Here is a 16,336-nt window from a genome sequence, read left to right on the forward strand (position 1 = left end):
AACATTTGCCATTTTTGAACTCTAGAGCCTTTGTATACGAAGCGATCGCCAGATTTTTTTCTAACAACAAATACAGCCACCAACTTTTTCTAATAGGATAGCTTGTATTGATTGACTGATAAGGCTTCTGGAGATTGCCTGCCCGGAGAGTGACAGAAGAGGGATATATTAACTAAAACAATATGGCTTTTCAGTAGTTACTATGCTAAATTAACAATTCTGCCAAGTAAGCAAACATCTAACTCGGAAGTTTTCAAAGTTTCTAAACCCGTAAGCAGAACGTTTAATCAACTTGAGCTTATTGTTGACGCCTTCAACAACACCACTCGTAGTCTTATAATCAAAGTAAGCAATAATCTCATCTAGCCAACGAATAATCGTGTTCTGACTATCAGGAAAATATTTTTTGGCTCCTGACAGCCATCTTCCCAGTTTAAATAAACCGGTCAACCAATTATTAGTTTGCTCGAAAATCTTTCTGATTTTTTCTTTTAATTCGTGCATTATCTTGAGAGTAGGAGATACATCTTTAACTTGCACGAGTTTAGCTTTTTGCTCTTCATTTAGGTCTGATTCGTTCTTAAGCAACACATGTTTGCTTTTCTTCAACCCTTTGTCTGGAACAGGCACTCCAAGTGATTGAGTGGTATTGCTGGCGCTGGCGGATTGAGCAACTGGAAAGCCACCCTCAAGCAGGCAGAACTGAATCTCGAAGTCAGTCAACTCGAATCGATAGAAGCTATTAAGCGCTTGAGTGTCTTGGCGTTGTCGATTGCTGTGCTAACCCTGCAACTGGTAAAAGGGCGAGATAACCCAGCCTTACCTGCCTCGGTTGCTTTCACTTCCGACCAGCAGCAATGCCTGACTCAACAGGCACCTTCGTTGCAAAAACGCACTCAAAAACAGCAAAATCCTTATCTCCCCAATTCTTTAGCTTGGGCAACCTGCTTAATTGCTCGAGTGGGAGGATGGTCGGGTTATTGTTCCCAGCGTCCCCCTAGAATGCCCACTCTAGTTCATGGTCTGCGGCAGTTGGAGTTGATCTTCCTCGGATGGAAACTTACTCAGACTCCACTTGTGTGTACACGGTAGTCTTTTTAAGGGGGCTAGGGGGCATCGAGTCTTATCCGAGAAGATTGTCAAGTAAATCATATTGCCACCCTGATGCCAAGGCATTTCCCGTAGTGCCTCTGGATGTCTTTGCCATCAAAAAGGAATCTGTTACAGATGTTTTAAATCATCATGTCTTAAATGTTCCAATTTTCTTGCTTAGTCTAGTTAGGCATAAAAACATAAAATTGTCTTATAACTTCTGTTAAAGGTCTTCATATTTTTTATCATGAAGTTAAAATAAGAATTTCATGAAGTTGTAGTAAAGATTTGATAAATCGTTAGAGGCTATATTGACAGCACCTACGTAAATTCACTAATACATAATCAAAGGGGAAATGCCGTTACCCTTTTGTTAGTGTTTTTAACAAAAACCTAAAACGAACAAAGTTAAACTTTGAAAGCTAAGAGGCTAATAAATGAATCCGATGTTAGGATTGCCAGAGCATCCTCCGCCTCGGAACCTTGAGAACGCTTCCCATAGTCTTGCAAATATCCTCAACCTACTGAGGCTATCTCAATCAGATCCCAATCAGGCATCGGAATTCAACCAAGTGTTTGAAATGTGTGAGTTTCAACTTGGCGATCGCTTGGTTAACTATAATGTATCTCCTCTCCCAGGAAATTCCGTTCATGGTGAACCAGATCGAGAAAACACTGATTGGTTTTATATAATTTGCCAAGGTCGGGTACGGCTGCTTAGTTTTGATGCTACGCAGGGAAGAGAAGTTTCCGCTCTAGTACTGGAAGCAGGCGAAACTTTTGGCGCAGAAGCTTTATTCGGCAATATGGAGCTACAAAGCGCCCTAAGCGTAGAGATGCCAAAAGCGATCGCTGCCAGTGCAGGTGTAGCGGCAAGGATTCCAATTGCACAGTTGGAAACTTGGTTAGAGCGACTTCCCAATTTGAGAGACTACTTGCTGAAACTCTCTCAGGAGCGGCAATGTCTAATTTTCTTAAAAACCGCTACAGAATTGCGATCGCTTCCCAGCCTAAGTCTGCGGCAACTCTTACCCTACCTAGTAGAAATACGGATCTCTGCTGGCGAGTCGCTGGAGTATATTCCCGCAGAAACGGGTCGCTTCTGGCATAGCAATGGGCAAATTCAAGGATCGCAGCCACCAGCAGTAGGAGAAAGCTGGGGATATCCAAATCCAACGCCCACAGATTGGGTTGCACAGACAGATTTAGTGGTTTACCATCTGCCCACAGAACATTGGGAAGCAGCGATCGCGATCGCTCCGGTTTTAGCAGTTGTATCCAGCGATAGTGCTAGCAACGGACATCAAAAGCTAGCGAGTCATCAGGCGATAATGCCGATTCATCGCGTCTCTGTCAATCGTCAGCCGTCACTGAATAACGGACAAACTCCCCTTTCATCACCTTCATCAACAGGAGGGAAAGAAGAGGGAACAGACAACCAACAACCAATTGCTTTTCCTAAACCGCTAAACCCTCGGCGATTGTTAGGACAACGCTATCCATTCATTCAACAGCAGAGTACCGCCGACTGCGGTGCCACTTGCTTAGCAATGATCGGACAGTATTGGGGCAAACGGTTTAGCCTCAATTCCCTCCGCAATCTAGCTGGCGTAGGGCGTTCCGGTGCCTCCCTGACTAAAGGCTTAGCTACTGCCGCCGAAAGCGTGGGGTTTCATGCGCGTCCCGTGCGGGCTTCTTTAAGCCGCTTGGTAGATCGGACTAACCCTTGGATTGCCCACTGGCAAGGCGATCATTATGTCGTTGTCTACCAAGTCAAAGGGAGGCGCATCCTGATTGCCGATCCCGCAGTGGGCAAGCGATCGCTTTCTCACCAGGAATTTCAAGCTAATTGGACGGGATACGCCTTACTCCTCGATCCCACAGAACGACTGCAAACAGTCCAAAGTGAGAAACGCTCTCTTGGTAGCTTCTGGGGCGTATTGTTGCCTTACCGCTCCCTAATCGGGCAAATTATCTTAGCATCTTTGCTAATCCAGGTTTTTGGACTAATTACCCCCCTATTTACCCAAATCATTCTCGACCGGGTTGTTGTCAACAAAAGCTTTATCACCCTACACGTCTTCGCCATCGGATTGCTACTTTTTGGCATTTGGCGCATCGGCTTAAGTGCCATTCGCCAATACCTGCTGGATTATTTTGCCAACCGATTAGACCTCACCCTGATCGGTGGGTTTATCAGCCATACCCTGACCTTACCCCTGAAGTTTTTTGAATCCCGCCATGTGGGAGACATTATTACGCGGGTGCAGGAAAACCAGAAAATCCAGATGTTTCTAACGCGCCAAGCTGTCACCGCTTGGTTAGATGCCTCAATGGCAATTGTCTATGTGGGGTTGATGGCGTATTATAACTGGCGTTTAACGCTCTTGGTTCTGGCACTGATTCCCCCCATCGCCATTTTGACAGTTGTGGCGAGTCCATTCCTCAGAAAGGTGTCGCGGGAAGTCTTTGCTGAGGAAGCAGCGCAAAACTCCTCCCTTGTGGAAATGATGAACGGCGTTGCTACGGTAAAAGCAGCAGCAGCAGAGCGAGAGTTGCGCTGGCGTTGGGAAGATCGGTTAACTGGTACGTTAAATGCGCGATTTCGGGGGCAAAAACTGGCGAATGGCTTGCAAGCAACTGGCGGCTTAATTAATACTTTGGGTAGTACTGCATTGCTTTGGTATGGGGCGACACTCGTAATGCAGAATCAGCTCACTATCGGTCAGTTTGTCGCATTCAATATGCTGATTGGTAATGTCATCAACCCCGTGCTGGCGTTGGTGAACTTGTGGGATGAATTGCAAGAAGTGATGGTTTCTGTGGAACGGCTGAATGATGTATTTTCAGCCCAACCTGAAGAAAATCCCCAACAACCTCTACTTGTTCTGCCTCATCTGAGGGGTGAGGTGAAGTTAGAGAACGTTACGTTTCGTTACTCTCAGGAGCAGGAGCGCAACACGCTCCAGAATATTTCATTTGAGGTGGCGGCTGGGCAAACCGTGGCGATTGTGGGGCGCAGCGGTTCCGGCAAAAGTACCTTAGTTAGTCTGCTACAAGGTTTATACCACCCTACCAGCGGTCGAATCTGTATAGATGGACACGATATTCGACACGCTTCTCCCCAATCGTTGCGAAGGCAGTTGGGTGTAGTGCCGCAGGAATGTTTTCTGTTTTCGGGAACTATTATAGAAAACATCACGCTTTACGCTGACGAGTATACGCTGGAGCAAGTGGTGGAAGTTGCTAAACTGGCAGAAGCCCATGCGTTTATTCAAGATATGCCCCTGGGATACAACACGAAAGTTGGGGAACGGGGTACGAATCTCTCTGGAGGACAGCGACAACGGATTGCGATCGCTCGTGCTTTACTCGGCGACCCCCGAATTCTGATTTTAGATGAAGCAACTAGCTCTCTAGATACGGATTCTGAGCGACGATTTCAGCAGAATCTCGCTCGTATTAGCCGCGATCGCACGAGTTTTATCATTGCTCACCGACTTTCTACTGTTCGCGGAGCCGATTGCATCCTAGTGCTAGATCGAGGCATTTTGGTTGAACGCGGCACCCACGAGGAACTAATTGCGCTGCAAGGTCTTTATTACCACCTAGCGCAACAGCAGCTCGATCTTTAATCCAACATTGCATACCTCGGATAACTCTGGATGTTCTTGGGTTCTGAATCAATACATCTCGGTTAGCGATATTTAGTCCAAGGAGATCCCCCTAACCCCCTTTTTTCAGGGGGAAGTTAGCCTCCTTAAAAAGGAGGGTTAGGGGGGATCAAGCCTTAACCGAAAAGTATTGGGTTCTGAATTGGCAACCAGAAGAGGTGAGCCAAAGATTGAGCCATCAACCCGACAGAACTCAGGCAATCTATAAGGCAATCCTGGATAAATCGAGGTAATACAAGCCTATTGACGCTGAATTTCTTAATTCTGGCTGACTAATATGGAAAAACGAATCGTACCGATTCCCAACTCAGAGTCCTCCAAACCTCCAGCCACATTATCGCCTACTGTTGAGAATAGCTGGGAAGACCTACCCGTAGATTTATCCGAGAATAGAAGTAGTGAGGCTGCATCTATCTATGGAGGTACAGCTGTCTCCGTACAAAGTCCCCAATCAGAACCCGAATCTTCTGGCTTTTCACTCCGCACTAGAGCCGGAAACCAAGAGCCGAAACACTCAGCACCTGCGTCGGGCAACTGGTCTACTTCCCTACAAAATGTGCTAGAAGAGCCGCCTTCAACACTCCCCCGAAAACTGGTGTTGGGAGGGTTAGTTTTTTGTGTGGCATTTGCTGTGTGGGCTTGCTTTGGGCAAATTGACGAAGTGGGACACGCCCAAGGGCGATTAGTGCCTAAAGGGGAGGTTTATAAAATTGACCCGGTGGAAATGGGCAAGGTTGTCAATATTGCCGTCAAAGAAGGGCAAGCGGTGAAAGCAGGGCAGATGTTGGTGGAACTGGATACTCAAATTGCGACTGGTGAAGTGGAACGGTTAGAGCAAATGCTGGGAACCAACCAAATCGAGTTAAGCCAGAAGCAAACGCTTATTGAAAAAATGCGTCAAGAAAGCGGAACTCGTGCGGAAATTGGCAAGGCGGACGTTGAGGCGGCGGCTGCTGCGATCGCCCAAGCTAATGCCAAGACAGCTGCTTCCCAAAAGCTGCTGACTGAATATCTGGCGGATACAGCGGCAAATCAGGCAAGACTAGAACGGCTAAAACCGCTCTCTGGTACGGCACAAGAACTGCTGGCGCAACGGCAAGCGGATGCGGCGGCGGCGGCTGAGGAAGTGGAACGGCTTAAGCCTCTGGTGGAAGAAGGTGCGATCGCCAAAAAATATCTGTTTGATTCCCAGCAAGTTTTGCGCGATCGCCAAAGTGCTATTACCAAAAACAAGCTGGAAGAAGATACGGGTGTCAAGGAACAACTGTTTCAAGCCGAGCAAGCATTACGCGATCGCCAAAGCGCCATTACCGAAACCCAAGGCGAACTCCAGCAAACTCAAGCACAAGCCGAGCAACTGCAAGCACAGCTGCACCAGAAGCAAGCCGAAGCACGCCGAACGCAGTTAGAGGCACAGCAGCAAATTCAGCAACTGGAAGTAGAAATCACCCAGCTCAAAGCTAAAATTGCTGAAAATAAAAATCTGCTTACCAGTGCTAAGAGCAAGCTAAAACAGCGGTTTCTCTACGCTCCCGTGGATGGTGTCGTTTCATCCCTCAACATCAACAACACAGGCGTTGTTGTGCAACCCGGACAGACCGTTGCCGAACTGGCTGCTGACAAAGCACCTCTAATTTTATCGGCTAGCTTGCCCAATCAAGAAGCAGGCTTTGTCAAGACAGGAATGTCGGTGCAAATCAAATTTGACGCTTTTGCTTATCAAGACTACGGTACCGTTTCCGGGAAGGTACTATCCGTATCCCCCGATGCTAAACCCGATGAACGACTCGGCGCAGTTTATCGGGTGGAAGTGGCGCTAGACCGTAACTCTGTCACCGCCAATAATCAAACCATCCACTTTAAGGCGGGTCAGACAGCGACCGCTGATATTATCATCCGGCATCGTCGCATCGCCGACATCTTGCTAGATCCGATCCGGCAGCTGCAAAAAGGCGGCATCAATTTATAAAACGCAAAAAACAGTTTAGTAAAAAGGGCGATCGCTATGACTTATCGAATTCCCTGTTCTAATCCCAATCTTGACAAAACCATAAATCCCGAACAGTTTAATCAAGTCGTCGAAGCTATCATGGCTGGAAAATATTCCTGGGCTTGTGTTTTGCTTCTGAGGTTTTCTGGTTACAATCCTTTACACTACATCCCTTACCGTACATACAACCGATTGCTCAAAGAAAACTGCCAAATTGGCAGACCAAGCCAACGGGGAGCAGATAGTATAAATACGGTTAACCAAAGCGCTCCCATTCGCTCTGAGGATTTATCTCCGCACAATTGCTTAAGCAAAATTACGGATTTGGGTTATCTAGAGGCAGTTAGCGAACCACATCCCCACCTAACGGGTGGCAATCTAGAGCAGGGGTTGGTCTTCTCCCATCCAGAAGACAGTCCAGTTGAAGTGGTGCCTGTGAAGAAGCATTGGTTCTCTATTTTTTAAAAAGAAAGCTTCTTCAAGAGTTACAAAATCTAGATTCAATTTAATTAAATATACGCAACAGTTTTATTCTGTTGCTTAACTAATGCCTAGTTCATTCTTCTCCAGAACCAGGCGTTTTTTATTGGCTACTTCAACTGTTTTTTTTGCAAAAATAAACCTGCCAAAATGGCAACACTCTTCTACTTTCTTTGGTTACATTATTCATAACAACCAAACAGGTTAATCAAGCCAAGGACAAAATAATGAATATTTCCGATCTAGATATTCTGGAAGTCGTTTCTGAAGAAACCAGCCTTGAAGGCGGATACGCCTATGCGGATGCTTATTCTAATGCCTCTGCATATGGTACATACTTTGCCTCTACCTATACCAGCACTTATACAAGTGCTTCTAGTGGCTATAGCTATTATTCCGGTCCTTACTCTTTTGCCAACTCAGGCTCTGGATCTAGCTCATCTGCATCTTAGGCAGAAAGTTGCCAAAAATCGATAGTTAATTTGTTCAAACAACCACACAGGTTCGTCACAATCCAAACAATTTTAAACCAGGAGAAAGCGATGAATATTTCCGATCTAGATATTCTGGAAGTCGTTTCTGAAGAAACCAGCCTTGAAGGCGGATACGCCTATGCGGATGCCTATTCTAATGCATCTGCATCTGGTACATACTTTGCCTCCACCTATACCAACACTTACACAAGTGCTTCTAGTGGCTTTGACTACTACTTCTACCAACCTTACTCTTCTGCCTACTCAAGCTCTGGCTCAAGCTCAGCTGCATCCTAAGCAGACTGGCGAAAATGGGTAGTTAACTATAGAAATCGCTGAAGGCTGAAGAATTGAAGATAAAAAAAGCTTTCAGCGATTTTTATCACTAAAAGGAGGGACGTATGAGTCAATTGAAAATTGACGATCTAAGTTTCTGTGAGAATCAACTTCCTAGTAATAGCGAAGTACAAGGGGGACGAGGAATTACTGTTTCCTCCCCTAGTGGTAGAAGTAGCTGGTCAGCCAGCGCTGATTCTGATCGTAGTGCAGGCTATTTTACGGACTTTTTCTTTGACAGAAGCACCGGGAACTTTGGCTATGTAATCGGAGCTGGATACTCTGCCTCTGTCAGCGGCGCAGCAGCTGGCGCTCTGGCTGATGGTAGTACCTATGCCTCATCATTTGCCGGAGCTAGTACTTTCTAAAGCTTCTGTAATTTTGGTTTAAATCAATAAGCTGTTGATTAGAGATGCTACAAAAATGCTTGTTCTAATCAATGGCTTATAGTCGGTTTTTAAACTTTTTTATAGCCAGAAATTTCTAATTGCTTTTATTTAATCAAATTAATACACCACCGCCTCTATATCATTTAATAAGGAGATAGCGATGATTAGCTCATCACATAAAGGCGCTTTGTATCTTTGCATAGTCGGAAGCATGGTAATTACTTTTGCTTCTCCTTCCCAAGCTCGCCCTCGCCCTAGTTTTACTCCCCCTAATTTTATTCCTCCTGGTTTTACACCTCCTGGTGGCACTGGTGGCGCTGCCCCTAGTGTCAGCAGTAGCTCAAGCACCTCTAGTTCATCCTCATCTTCAGGCGGTTCTGGTAGCAGTAGTAGTGCGACAGCAACCTCGCCTACAGGAACCAGTAGTAGTAGTCAGACAACGTTCACTCCCGGAGCAACCTCCAGCAGCGCTAGCGCTACAGCAACTGCGACAACAACCGCTCCTCCTACTACTAGCGCCACAGCAACAGCACCCGCTCCCGGATCTTCGAATCCTGGCACAACTGTAACTGTACCTGCACCTGCACCTGCACCCGCACCCGCACCTGCACCCGCCGCCGTATTTACCAATCCCGGTGGCGCACCCGCACCCGCACCCGCCGCCGTATTTACCAATCGCGGTGGCGCACCCACACCCGCACCCGTCGCCGTATTTACCAATCGCGGTGGCGCACCCGCACCCGCACCCGTCGCCGTATTTAGTAATTCTGCTGCCGCCGCAAGTGTAAACGCACCCGCTGCCGTATTTAGTAATTCTGCTAGTTCTGTAAGTTTGGGAACAACACCATCCGTAAGAACATTTTCATCCGCAACAACATCCATTAGCACCTTTTCCTTACCATCGTCTCTCCCAGCTAGCAGCGGTATTAGTGCTGGCAACAAAGAAAATCGCGTTGAGGATAATCAGGATAGTAGCGTCAGCCGACAGATTCCCTACAGAGTGATAGGAGTACCCAGCCGCGTTTTTCCAGGTTTAGGTATGAGGGCAGTTCCCATTAATCCCAACTAACACTAATGTGCAGTTGCATGGAATTGCTCAGTGGTCATTGCACATTAATACTATGCACGAATGCCGCGAAATAGTATAATACAGTTTCACGATGTTTCTGCGATACCCTAACTCTAGGAAAATTGGAATGCGTAGTAATGAGTTTTGACCACTTTATGTGTATCAAATAAAACCTAAAATGAAAGATTTTTCAGGGTCATCCGTTGAAGTTAATGAAATTGTTGATTTCCTGAAAAAAGACATACAGTTAAAAGAAGTATGTCAGAAGATATTATATCAAAGAGTTATTAACCAAGCTGCTCAGGAAAGAAGTTTAACGGTAACACCAGAGGAAATCCAGGCTGAAGCGAACAAGCTGCGTTACACAAAGCGTTTGGAGAAGGCTGCTGACACCCTAGCATGGTTAGCAGATCAGATGATAACGGCGGAGGACTGGGAGGCAGGAATTTGCGATCGCCTGATTGTTAAAAAATTAGCAGAGAGTCTTTTTGCCAAAGAAGCAGAGAAGTTTTTTGCCCAAAATAAGCTGAATTTTGACCAAATCTTACTGTATCAAATTATTCTTCCTGATGAAAGACTCGCCCAAGAACTCTTCTATCAAATTGAAGAACGGGAAATTAGCTTTTATGAGGCAGCTCACCTTTATGATATTGATGAGCGGCGTAGATATCAGTGCGGTTATGAAGGCAAGCTTTACCGTTGGAGCTTTAAGCCAGATTTATCAGCGATTATCTTTAGTGCCAAACGAAAAGAGGTGTTTGGCCCAATTTCCACCGACCAAGGTTATCATCTGTTTATAGTTGAAGAGTTTATCCCAGCGCAATTAACGCCTCAAACACATCAAGAGATCGTGGATAGGATGTTTAAAGAGTGGCTAGCTAGCGAGCTAAACTATATGCTACATAGCACAACAGCTTAAAAAAGCTACCTCCCTAAATATTTCGGGTTGGGGTAAGTTAAAAGATTATTAGCCTATAAATAAACATTGATTATGATCCACTCTAGAATCTTAATCCAACGAGTAGTTTCACCAGATGGAAAGAGTGTTGCGTCAGCCAAGAGCATAGCGATCGCATCTGCCGCTGAGAGTACAATCAGTCAAACCGTCACCGTTCAAGTTTCTTCTAGCAAAGGTTGTAGCAGTAGCTCAACATCTAGTATATCTAAATATACACAAAAAAACTAAACATCAAGAAACCCGTTTTCCTAGAGAAAACGAGTTTTTAAGTCGAGGTGTAAACTTCTTGCTCCAAGTCAGGAGAAAGGTTAGAGGAGAAGAAGAAAGATTACTTGGCTCTTCCGTTTTTGCTATACTTTCCTAGCAGGGAAAGCATGAGAAGCTTTTCCCTTTTCCTTCCTATTCCAAAAGGGACTTTTGTAATAGGTTTATTGCTACGTTTATTTCTGCTTACCCTTTATCTACTTAGTGCCAAGTAATACCTCAGCAGGCAAGCCGCTGTGCCTTACCAACTATGAAATTGGGATGCAATTACTAAAATATCGATAGGCTGGAATCTCTATCGTTGCTGTACTTTACCTCAACTTCGATGCCAAGACTTTAGTTCTAGCTCTATACCCAACACCTATTAAGCAGAAGATAAGTAAAGCAAAGGTTCCGGAAGACTCAGGAGTTTTAACGACTGCTTGATTCGTTTTAACTTCTACTAAAGTTAGATAAGTTAAGCTATCGAAAGTACGCGAATACTTACCTGTAACCGAGGCTCTAGCAGATTCTTCGCTCCCTCCATAAGACTTCTTAAGAAAATCCTTCAAGGGTTTAGAGGTGGTAATGCTGTTACTCTTATTAGCTATAAAGGAATCACCGCCACCTGGAGTCTTTAATTTTCCGGATATACTGAAGAAATCTAAGAGAATCCAGTTGTCCTGATCGTTAGTGTTATACAACTGAAAAGATATCTCTCCAGCAGCACTAGCGCGTTCAAATTGGAAATTTTCAATGGAAGTTTTTAGGTTTAAATCAGCTAAGAAATCAAAAGAAAACCTTTCCTGATCTCCCACGATAAAATCGTAACCGATAATGGCAGCAATGCTTTGGGCTAAACCGAAGTAATTTTTACCTGCGCCGTTCGCTGTACTTACAGAAGAGTTTTCGGCGAATGTCGGCGGGTTTAAGGGATCGGCTGTAAAAGAGGCGTTAGCGTTAGCGTTAGTAGTAACTTGACCGTTCGTTGCAATTGTATCAGTCAAAGTATCGGTGAAAGTCTCAACCCCTAAAGGATTGTGACTAAAGTTATTAACTTTGAATGTTGCTTCAGACTTGGCTAGAGTAGCAGCCAAACTGGGTGAAGCAACAACCAGAGAGCCAGTTACTAACGGTGTAACGAATAGAAATAAGCCTACGCCCAACTTGTATTTTAGTGCCATTAAATCTTTTCCTTCGTATTTCAATAGATTTCAGAAAGTAAATTTTTCTGATTTGCCGAAATTTACTGCCCAGCCGTGTATTAAAAACAGCACTATAAATATAGGGCTGTTTGTTTCCAAGAGAAATAGTCTTAGCGTCAAATGGATGGGATTCCCAAACCACCGATGTTAGGCTAAAAATTTCGGCGATAAAAATTCCTACTGCAATAAAGCCAGAAAAAGTAGGTGTGAACTATTTCCGTAATTATACTAATGCCATATTGATAAACTTGATATAAAGCTAACGTAATTAGAGATGTTTTTTTTTAAAGATTGTGTGAACTAGGAACCGTCACTGGATGCTGGACAAGATGAGAAGATTGCCATTCTATGTATTTTTCTATATGGAATGTTATTAGGAACAAAATCACAAATAGTCGCGCAGGTGCTGCCTTCGCCCGCAAAAGGCGAGGCAAATATTGTCAATAGTGGTAGTAGTGCATAGTAATGGTCAAGAGCTTAGGGAGGCATTGTAATGATGTACAAAGTACCAAACCGCACCCATGTGATTGCCTAATTTTTTGGAGAAGGGCAAGGTTTTACGAACCCTGCGCCCAACTCGCTGGCGCAGGGTGTTGTTGAACCACAGCAGCACTCTTTGGCTGCACAAAAGCACGCCTTGGCTGCACAAAAGCGTGATGCTAATTCAACAGAGGAATTCGTGAAGTCCGCAGGGGAACACGCGAAAGCTGTAGAGTATCACTCGGAAGCAATCAAGGAGTACCTAAAGGTAGTAGAGGAACACCTGGAAAAAAACAAAAAAACCTTGGACAAATCAACTGACATCTAACAATTAATTGTCAGATGTCAGTTGAAAAATTTTTCGGTGCGCCTCAATTATTCCAAGTGAAGCGAAACGTTGCTCCTGCGCCCGGTTCAGACTCTACCCACACTCGTCCCCCCCGACTCTCAACGATTTTCTTAACCACTGAAAGACCGATACCAGTTCCTTCAACTTTGTCCCTGGACTCCAGCCTCTGGAAAATGCCCCAGATTCTCTGATGGTATTCTGGTGCAATTCCTTGACCGTTGTCAGTTACTGAGAACTCGTAAGATTTTCCCATCCGAAAACCTACATCGATACGCACATCAGGACGCTGGGAATACTTGATAGCATTGTTGATCAAGTTCATAAAAATCTGTTGCAACGGCACCCGCTGAGTTTTTAGCGTCGGCATATCCGACTGTAAAATAATTGAAACTTCGGCGGGAGGGTCGAGCAGTTCGATTACTTCATCTAGTAAGGTGGAGACATTCACTGTCTCGATTGTTGTTGGCACGCGACCTGCGCGAGAATATTGCAGAATGCCGTCAATCAGGGCTTCCATGCGGTGTACCCGTCCGCGCAGCAAGTTCATATGCTGGCGGGATTCATCGCTGAGTTGATCTGCAACGTCTTCCTCGATCCATTCCGAAAGATTAGCGATCGCCCGCAGAGGTGCTTTCAAGTCGTGGGATGCAATGTAGGCAAATTGGTCTAACTCGCGATTGCTGCGCTCTAACGCTTCGGTAAGTTGTGTGAGTGCTTCGGCTTTTTTCTCCTGTTCCTGACGCGATCGCACCTGTTCAGTCACCTCTACCGCGTGGGTCATTATCCCATAAACCTTGCCATCCACATCTAATAACGGTTGGTAAACAAAATTCCAGAAACTTTCCTCTAAAATGCCATCGTTGTTGCGGTCGAACATCGCCTGCATCTCTTTGCCGACGAAGGGTTCGCCACTGGCATAAACCCGATCTAACAACTCGAAAAAACCTTGCCCTTGCAAGTCCCAGAACGCCTCCCGTGCGGGTTTACCAAGGATATCCCGCTTTTCAACAATCTGCATATACAGTTGGTTAGCTGTTTCGGTGACATGGTTCGAGCCACGGGTGATGGCAATTGCCGCGGGTGCCTGCATAAAGACTCGGTGTAGTTCGGCACGCGCCGCTTGGGCCTCAGCTAAAGCGCGATCGCGTGCCTCCTCTACTTGTTTGCGCTTGGTAATATCGGTGTGTACTCCCACCCATTCCCGAATGCTGCCATCTGCTTCCAGCACTGGCACCCCCCGAACACTCATATATCTATATTCCCCATCCTTTTGCCGCAGACGATGCTCAACTTGGTAAAGAGTTCGGTTAGCAAGGGCAGTTTCCCACGCCTGCGCTGTGTGAGGTTGGTCGTCTGGATGGATAGCATTGAGCCACCCCCAGCCTTTATATTCCTCGTAGGTTTGTCCTGTGAACGCACTCCATCCAGGCTGAGGAGTGACAAGTTCCCCCTGCGCCTTGGTGTCCCAAATAATCTGAGCAGTAGCTTCAATCAGGGAACGGTAGCGCTGTTCGCTTTTGCGGAGTGCTGACTGCACCGTTTCCACCTCCATACCTGCTGCTCGTTCGCAGGAAAGTTGCCAAGATTTTTCCGTAGAGACGCCATATATCGAGTCTTTACAATTGGTGATGTCCACCATTAAGCCGCGCAACAGCTTAGGGCGATCGCATTCATCTTTAACGACGCGCACTACATCTTTGATCAATACGATGCGACCATCAGAGGCGATCGCCCGATACTGAAATTCGCCTTCTCGCCCCTCGTTGATCGCGATCGCGCAGAAGTTTACGCACCAGTTGCGATCCTCTGGATGGAGAATTCGATCCTGCCAGAAGTTCGGCTCATTTAACCACTGACTGACAGGATAGCCGAGAATATCAAAAGCGCGATCGCTGACAAAAGTAAACCTCCACGTCACCGCGTCCATTTCCCAGACAATGGCATCAATTCCCTGCACCAGCTCAACAAAGCGAGTCAATTGCGTTTCTGCTGTACTTGGTGCCGTTTGTAACTGGGTTTCACTCATTGCTTAAGTCTTGTTTTCAATATGACTGGGTGATAGTAATGCTTCTCAAAACGAGGATTCATCACAAAAAAAAATTCGGTGACAAAACCCTTTTATTAGTTATGTGAATACTAAATAAACCTCAGAAAAAATCTACTTCCTGCCTCCTTCCCGCTTCGGGAAGGGGGAGGTGAGCCACTATTTCTTTTAAGTAAATTCGGCGGCAATTCCGTCCGTTTTTGCCGCCATAATAAAATCGTTGCGGTGCAGCCCACAAATGGCGTGAGTCCACCAACTCACCGTCACCTTGCCCCACTCTGTAAGCAATGCGGGGTGATGTCCTTCTTCTTCGGCTGCTTCGCCCACTTTATTTGTCAACGCTAGTGCTGTCTGAAAATCTGGAAACTCATAAGTGCGTTCCAGCCTTGGTATTCCATCCACTTCTACAATGTTCCAGTCTGGAATCTGCGGCTTGAGTTCTGCGATTTCCTCATCGGTAACGCGAGGTGCATCCTTATTGCAAGCGCTGCACTTTTGTTGTGTCAGATTTGCCATACTTCCCTGCTTGTGACAGTAAATTGCTCAAATTTACTAAAGTGAGCTTTTTAGCACATCGTCCCTAAAGCGGATTTTGCCAGGATGGGAAAGGTGAGCGCTGCGGCGATACCCGTATGTCCAATAAGTGGAACACGGGTTGCTCTCCTACTAAAACTCATGACCAAAAATTGAATTGATTTAGGTTTGCCTTGCCAAGCTAAGCTAATGCCTATCCTTGGATTGCTATAGTTCTATTGCGTTAAAAGTTAATCTTCTACTTTTAAGTTCATACCTTGGTATAGACTCGAACTCAAAAACGTGTTAATAGAAATGCCCCAATTATTGCCTAAATTCGGACTCAGAGGTGGACAAGAACCGAAGTCATAGCTATTCTCCTTGTCTTGTCCTGGCTTACCATGAATAGCTATAACTCGACTCTTGTCGTCAAACACAGGAGCGCCGCTCATCCCTCTAATAGTTGGATTCGTGTACTTAACGTTATAACCTTCTTGATAATCCTTTTGTTTATAATCTTCTCCATCATTTTTGTCTTTGTTTGCCTTATTTCTATTAAGATTTTTAATGTATTCAACTGCCTCCTCTTTTGATTCAACTATATTTAATGTTTTTCCCTTGTTAAATTCATAAATTTTTTCTGAACAATCTCTCCATCCAGAAATATGAACAGATTGATTCTCCAATAAACTTTTGGTTAATTTAGCAACCGGATACTTTTTACCCTGATTATCAAACTCTATAATTGCTAAATCTAGCTTCGGATCTTTTCGTATATTTTTGATTAGATGATTTACCTTATCATGTGTTATAGCCTGGTATAGATCATCTATTTTTCCGGGTTGGATACCTACAACATGCTTAGCAGTCAGGACAGAATAGGTATCATTATCTTTGTGAATGATTACACCAGAGCCAGTTCCGCTTCTTCCACTAATAAGAACAGTTGTCTTCCTAGCGGTATCCTGTTCACAACTCACTAAAACTAAATTAATAAAAATAAAAAATAAAAAATAAAATTTATTTATCTTACTTAGCATA

Annotated in this window: 15 protein-coding genes and 3 pseudogenes; 10 read left to right on the plus strand and 8 right to left on the minus strand. The window is 45.1% G+C overall.

The features are described 5' to 3' along the window. Positions 1 to 210: 210 nt before the first annotated feature. Positions 211 to 615 (minus strand): annotated as a pseudogene (locus H6F74_RS23300) (transposase); the annotation flags it as partial. Here H6F74_RS23300 and H6F74_RS23305 point away from each other — a divergent pair. From H6F74_RS23305 to H6F74_RS23335, 7 genes and pseudogenes are all read left to right on the plus strand, one after another. Beyond that, a pseudogene (locus H6F74_RS23305) lies at positions 612 to 1,092 on the plus strand (IS4 family transposase); the annotation flags it as partial. The pseudogenes H6F74_RS23300 and H6F74_RS23305 overlap by 4 nt on opposite strands. Positions 1,093 to 1,529: 437 nt before the next feature. Beyond that, entirely contained in the window at positions 1,530 to 4,727 is a 3,198-nt protein-coding gene (locus H6F74_RS23310) for an ABC transporter transmembrane domain-containing protein (protein ID WP_242022331.1), read from the plus strand. A 316-nt stretch (positions 4,728 to 5,043) separates the two neighbouring features. Next, positions 5,044 to 6,735: an HlyD family efflux transporter periplasmic adaptor subunit gene (locus H6F74_RS23315; RefSeq protein WP_190444520.1), complete on the plus strand. Its 1,692-nt coding sequence runs from the start codon at positions 5,044 to 5,046 to the stop codon at positions 6,733 to 6,735. Positions 6,736 to 6,771: 36 nt separating this feature from the next. Continuing rightward, positions 6,772 to 7,221: a HetP family heterocyst commitment protein gene (locus tag H6F74_RS23320; RefSeq protein ID WP_190444521.1), complete on the plus strand. Its 450-nt coding sequence runs from the start codon at positions 6,772 to 6,774 to the stop codon at positions 7,219 to 7,221. Positions 7,222 to 7,463: 242 nt separating this feature from the next. Further along, positions 7,464 to 7,688 carry a hypothetical protein gene (locus H6F74_RS23325; RefSeq protein ID WP_190444522.1) on the plus strand — a complete coding sequence of 75 codons (225 nt, stop codon included), beginning with the start codon at positions 7,464 to 7,466 and terminating at the stop codon, positions 7,686 to 7,688. 90 nt (positions 7,689 to 7,778) lie between these two features. Next, positions 7,779 to 8,006, plus strand: coding sequence for a hypothetical protein (locus H6F74_RS23330; protein WP_190444523.1), 228 nt, complete (start codon positions 7,779 to 7,781; stop codon positions 8,004 to 8,006). 104 nt (positions 8,007 to 8,110) lie between these two features. Beyond that, positions 8,111 to 8,413 carry a hypothetical protein gene (locus H6F74_RS23335; RefSeq protein WP_190444524.1) on the plus strand — a complete coding sequence of 101 codons (303 nt, stop codon included), beginning with the start codon at positions 8,111 to 8,113 and terminating at the stop codon, positions 8,411 to 8,413. A 138-nt stretch (positions 8,414 to 8,551) separates the two neighbouring features. Here H6F74_RS23335 and H6F74_RS23340 read toward each other — a convergent pair whose 3' ends face one another. Further along, positions 8,552 to 8,782, minus strand: coding sequence for a hypothetical protein (locus tag H6F74_RS23340; RefSeq protein WP_190444525.1), 231 nt, complete (start codon positions 8,780 to 8,782; stop codon positions 8,552 to 8,554). An 84-nt stretch (positions 8,783 to 8,866) separates the two neighbouring features. Next, the gene (locus H6F74_RS23345; RefSeq protein WP_206756345.1) at positions 8,867 to 9,373 is read right to left on the minus strand and encodes a hypothetical protein; all 507 of its coding nucleotides are present in this window, start codon (positions 9,371 to 9,373) and stop codon (positions 8,867 to 8,869) included. Positions 9,374 to 9,681: 308 nt separating this feature from the next. Between H6F74_RS23345 and H6F74_RS23350 the strand changes: the two genes are divergently transcribed. Together H6F74_RS23350 and H6F74_RS23355 are read left to right on the plus strand one after the other, a co-directional pair. Then, positions 9,682 to 10,422: a peptidylprolyl isomerase gene (locus H6F74_RS23350; protein ID WP_190444527.1), complete on the plus strand. Its 741-nt coding sequence runs from the start codon at positions 9,682 to 9,684 to the stop codon at positions 10,420 to 10,422. Between the two features lie 72 nt (positions 10,423 to 10,494). After that, on the plus strand, positions 10,495 to 10,689 hold the full coding sequence (locus H6F74_RS23355; RefSeq protein ID WP_190444528.1) for a hypothetical protein: 195 nt from the start codon (positions 10,495 to 10,497) through the stop codon (positions 10,687 to 10,689). Positions 10,690 to 11,036: 347 nt separating this feature from the next. Here the strand turns inward: H6F74_RS23355 and H6F74_RS23360 are convergent, their stop codons facing one another. Next, the gene (locus tag H6F74_RS23360) at positions 11,037 to 11,888 is read right to left on the minus strand and encodes a PEP-CTERM sorting domain-containing protein (protein ID WP_190444529.1); all 852 of its coding nucleotides are present in this window, start codon (positions 11,886 to 11,888) and stop codon (positions 11,037 to 11,039) included. Between the two features lie 490 nt (positions 11,889 to 12,378). Next, positions 12,379 to 12,507: pseudogene (locus tag H6F74_RS23365) on the minus strand (IS1 family transposase); the annotation flags it as partial. Between the two features lie 18 nt (positions 12,508 to 12,525). On the opposite strand from H6F74_RS23365, the gene H6F74_RS23370 reads away from it, so the two are divergent. Continuing rightward, positions 12,526 to 12,717, plus strand: a complete 192-nt coding sequence (locus tag H6F74_RS23370; protein ID WP_190444530.1) for a hypothetical protein — start codon at positions 12,526 to 12,528, stop codon at positions 12,715 to 12,717. A 43-nt stretch (positions 12,718 to 12,760) separates the two neighbouring features. On the opposite strand, the gene H6F74_RS23375 is transcribed toward H6F74_RS23370, so the two are convergent. The 3 genes from H6F74_RS23375 to H6F74_RS23385 form a co-directional block, all read right to left on the minus strand. Then, positions 12,761 to 14,764, minus strand: coding sequence for a PAS domain-containing protein (locus H6F74_RS23375; RefSeq protein ID WP_190444531.1), 2,004 nt, complete (start codon positions 14,762 to 14,764; stop codon positions 12,761 to 12,763). A gap of 186 nt (positions 14,765 to 14,950) precedes the next feature. Further along, positions 14,951 to 15,298 carry a 4a-hydroxytetrahydrobiopterin dehydratase gene (locus H6F74_RS23380; RefSeq protein ID WP_190444532.1) on the minus strand — a complete coding sequence of 116 codons (348 nt, stop codon included), beginning with the start codon at positions 15,296 to 15,298 and terminating at the stop codon, positions 14,951 to 14,953. 248 nt (positions 15,299 to 15,546) lie between these two features. Continuing rightward, positions 15,547 to 16,335, minus strand: a complete 789-nt coding sequence (locus tag H6F74_RS23385) for a serine protease (protein WP_190444533.1) — start codon at positions 16,333 to 16,335, stop codon at positions 15,547 to 15,549. Between the last annotated feature and the right edge of the window lies 1 nt (position 16,336).

This window comes from Trichocoleus sp. FACHB-90 (assembly GCF_014695505.1).
Taxonomy (GTDB): domain Bacteria; phylum Cyanobacteriota; class Cyanobacteriia; order Cyanobacteriales; family FACHB-T130; genus Funiculus; species Funiculus sociatus.

Bases quoted from the DNA above. Each gene is read 5' to 3' on its own strand.
- H6F74_RS23310 (WP_242022331.1), top strand. From the start codon at position 1,530: ATGAATCCGATGTTAGGATTGCCAGAGCATCCTCCGCCTCGGAACCTT.
- H6F74_RS23315 (WP_190444520.1), top strand. From the start codon at position 5,044: ATGGAAAAACGAATCGTACCGATTCCCAACTCAGAGTCCTCCAAACCT.
- H6F74_RS23320 (WP_190444521.1), top strand. From the start codon at position 6,772: ATGACTTATCGAATTCCCTGTTCTAATCCCAATCTTGACAAAACCATA.
- H6F74_RS23325 (WP_190444522.1), top strand. From the start codon at position 7,464: ATGAATATTTCCGATCTAGATATTCTGGAAGTCGTTTCTGAAGAAACC.
- H6F74_RS23330 (WP_190444523.1), top strand. From the start codon at position 7,779: ATGAATATTTCCGATCTAGATATTCTGGAAGTCGTTTCTGAAGAAACC.
- H6F74_RS23335 (WP_190444524.1), top strand. From the start codon at position 8,111: ATGAGTCAATTGAAAATTGACGATCTAAGTTTCTGTGAGAATCAACTT.
- H6F74_RS23350 (WP_190444527.1), top strand. From the start codon at position 9,682: ATGAAAGATTTTTCAGGGTCATCCGTTGAAGTTAATGAAATTGTTGAT.
- H6F74_RS23355 (WP_190444528.1), top strand. From the start codon at position 10,495: ATGATCCACTCTAGAATCTTAATCCAACGAGTAGTTTCACCAGATGGA.
- H6F74_RS23360 (WP_190444529.1), bottom strand. From the start codon at position 11,888: ATGGCACTAAAATACAAGTTGGGCGTAGGCTTATTTCTATTCGTTACA.
- H6F74_RS23375 (WP_190444531.1), bottom strand. From the start codon at position 14,764: ATGAGTGAAACCCAGTTACAAACGGCACCAAGTACAGCAGAAACGCAA.
- H6F74_RS23380 (WP_190444532.1), bottom strand. From the start codon at position 15,298: ATGGCAAATCTGACACAACAAAAGTGCAGCGCTTGCAATAAGGATGCA.
- H6F74_RS23385 (WP_190444533.1), bottom strand. From the start codon at position 16,335: ATGCTAAGTAAGATAAATAAATTTTATTTTTTATTTTTTATTTTTATT.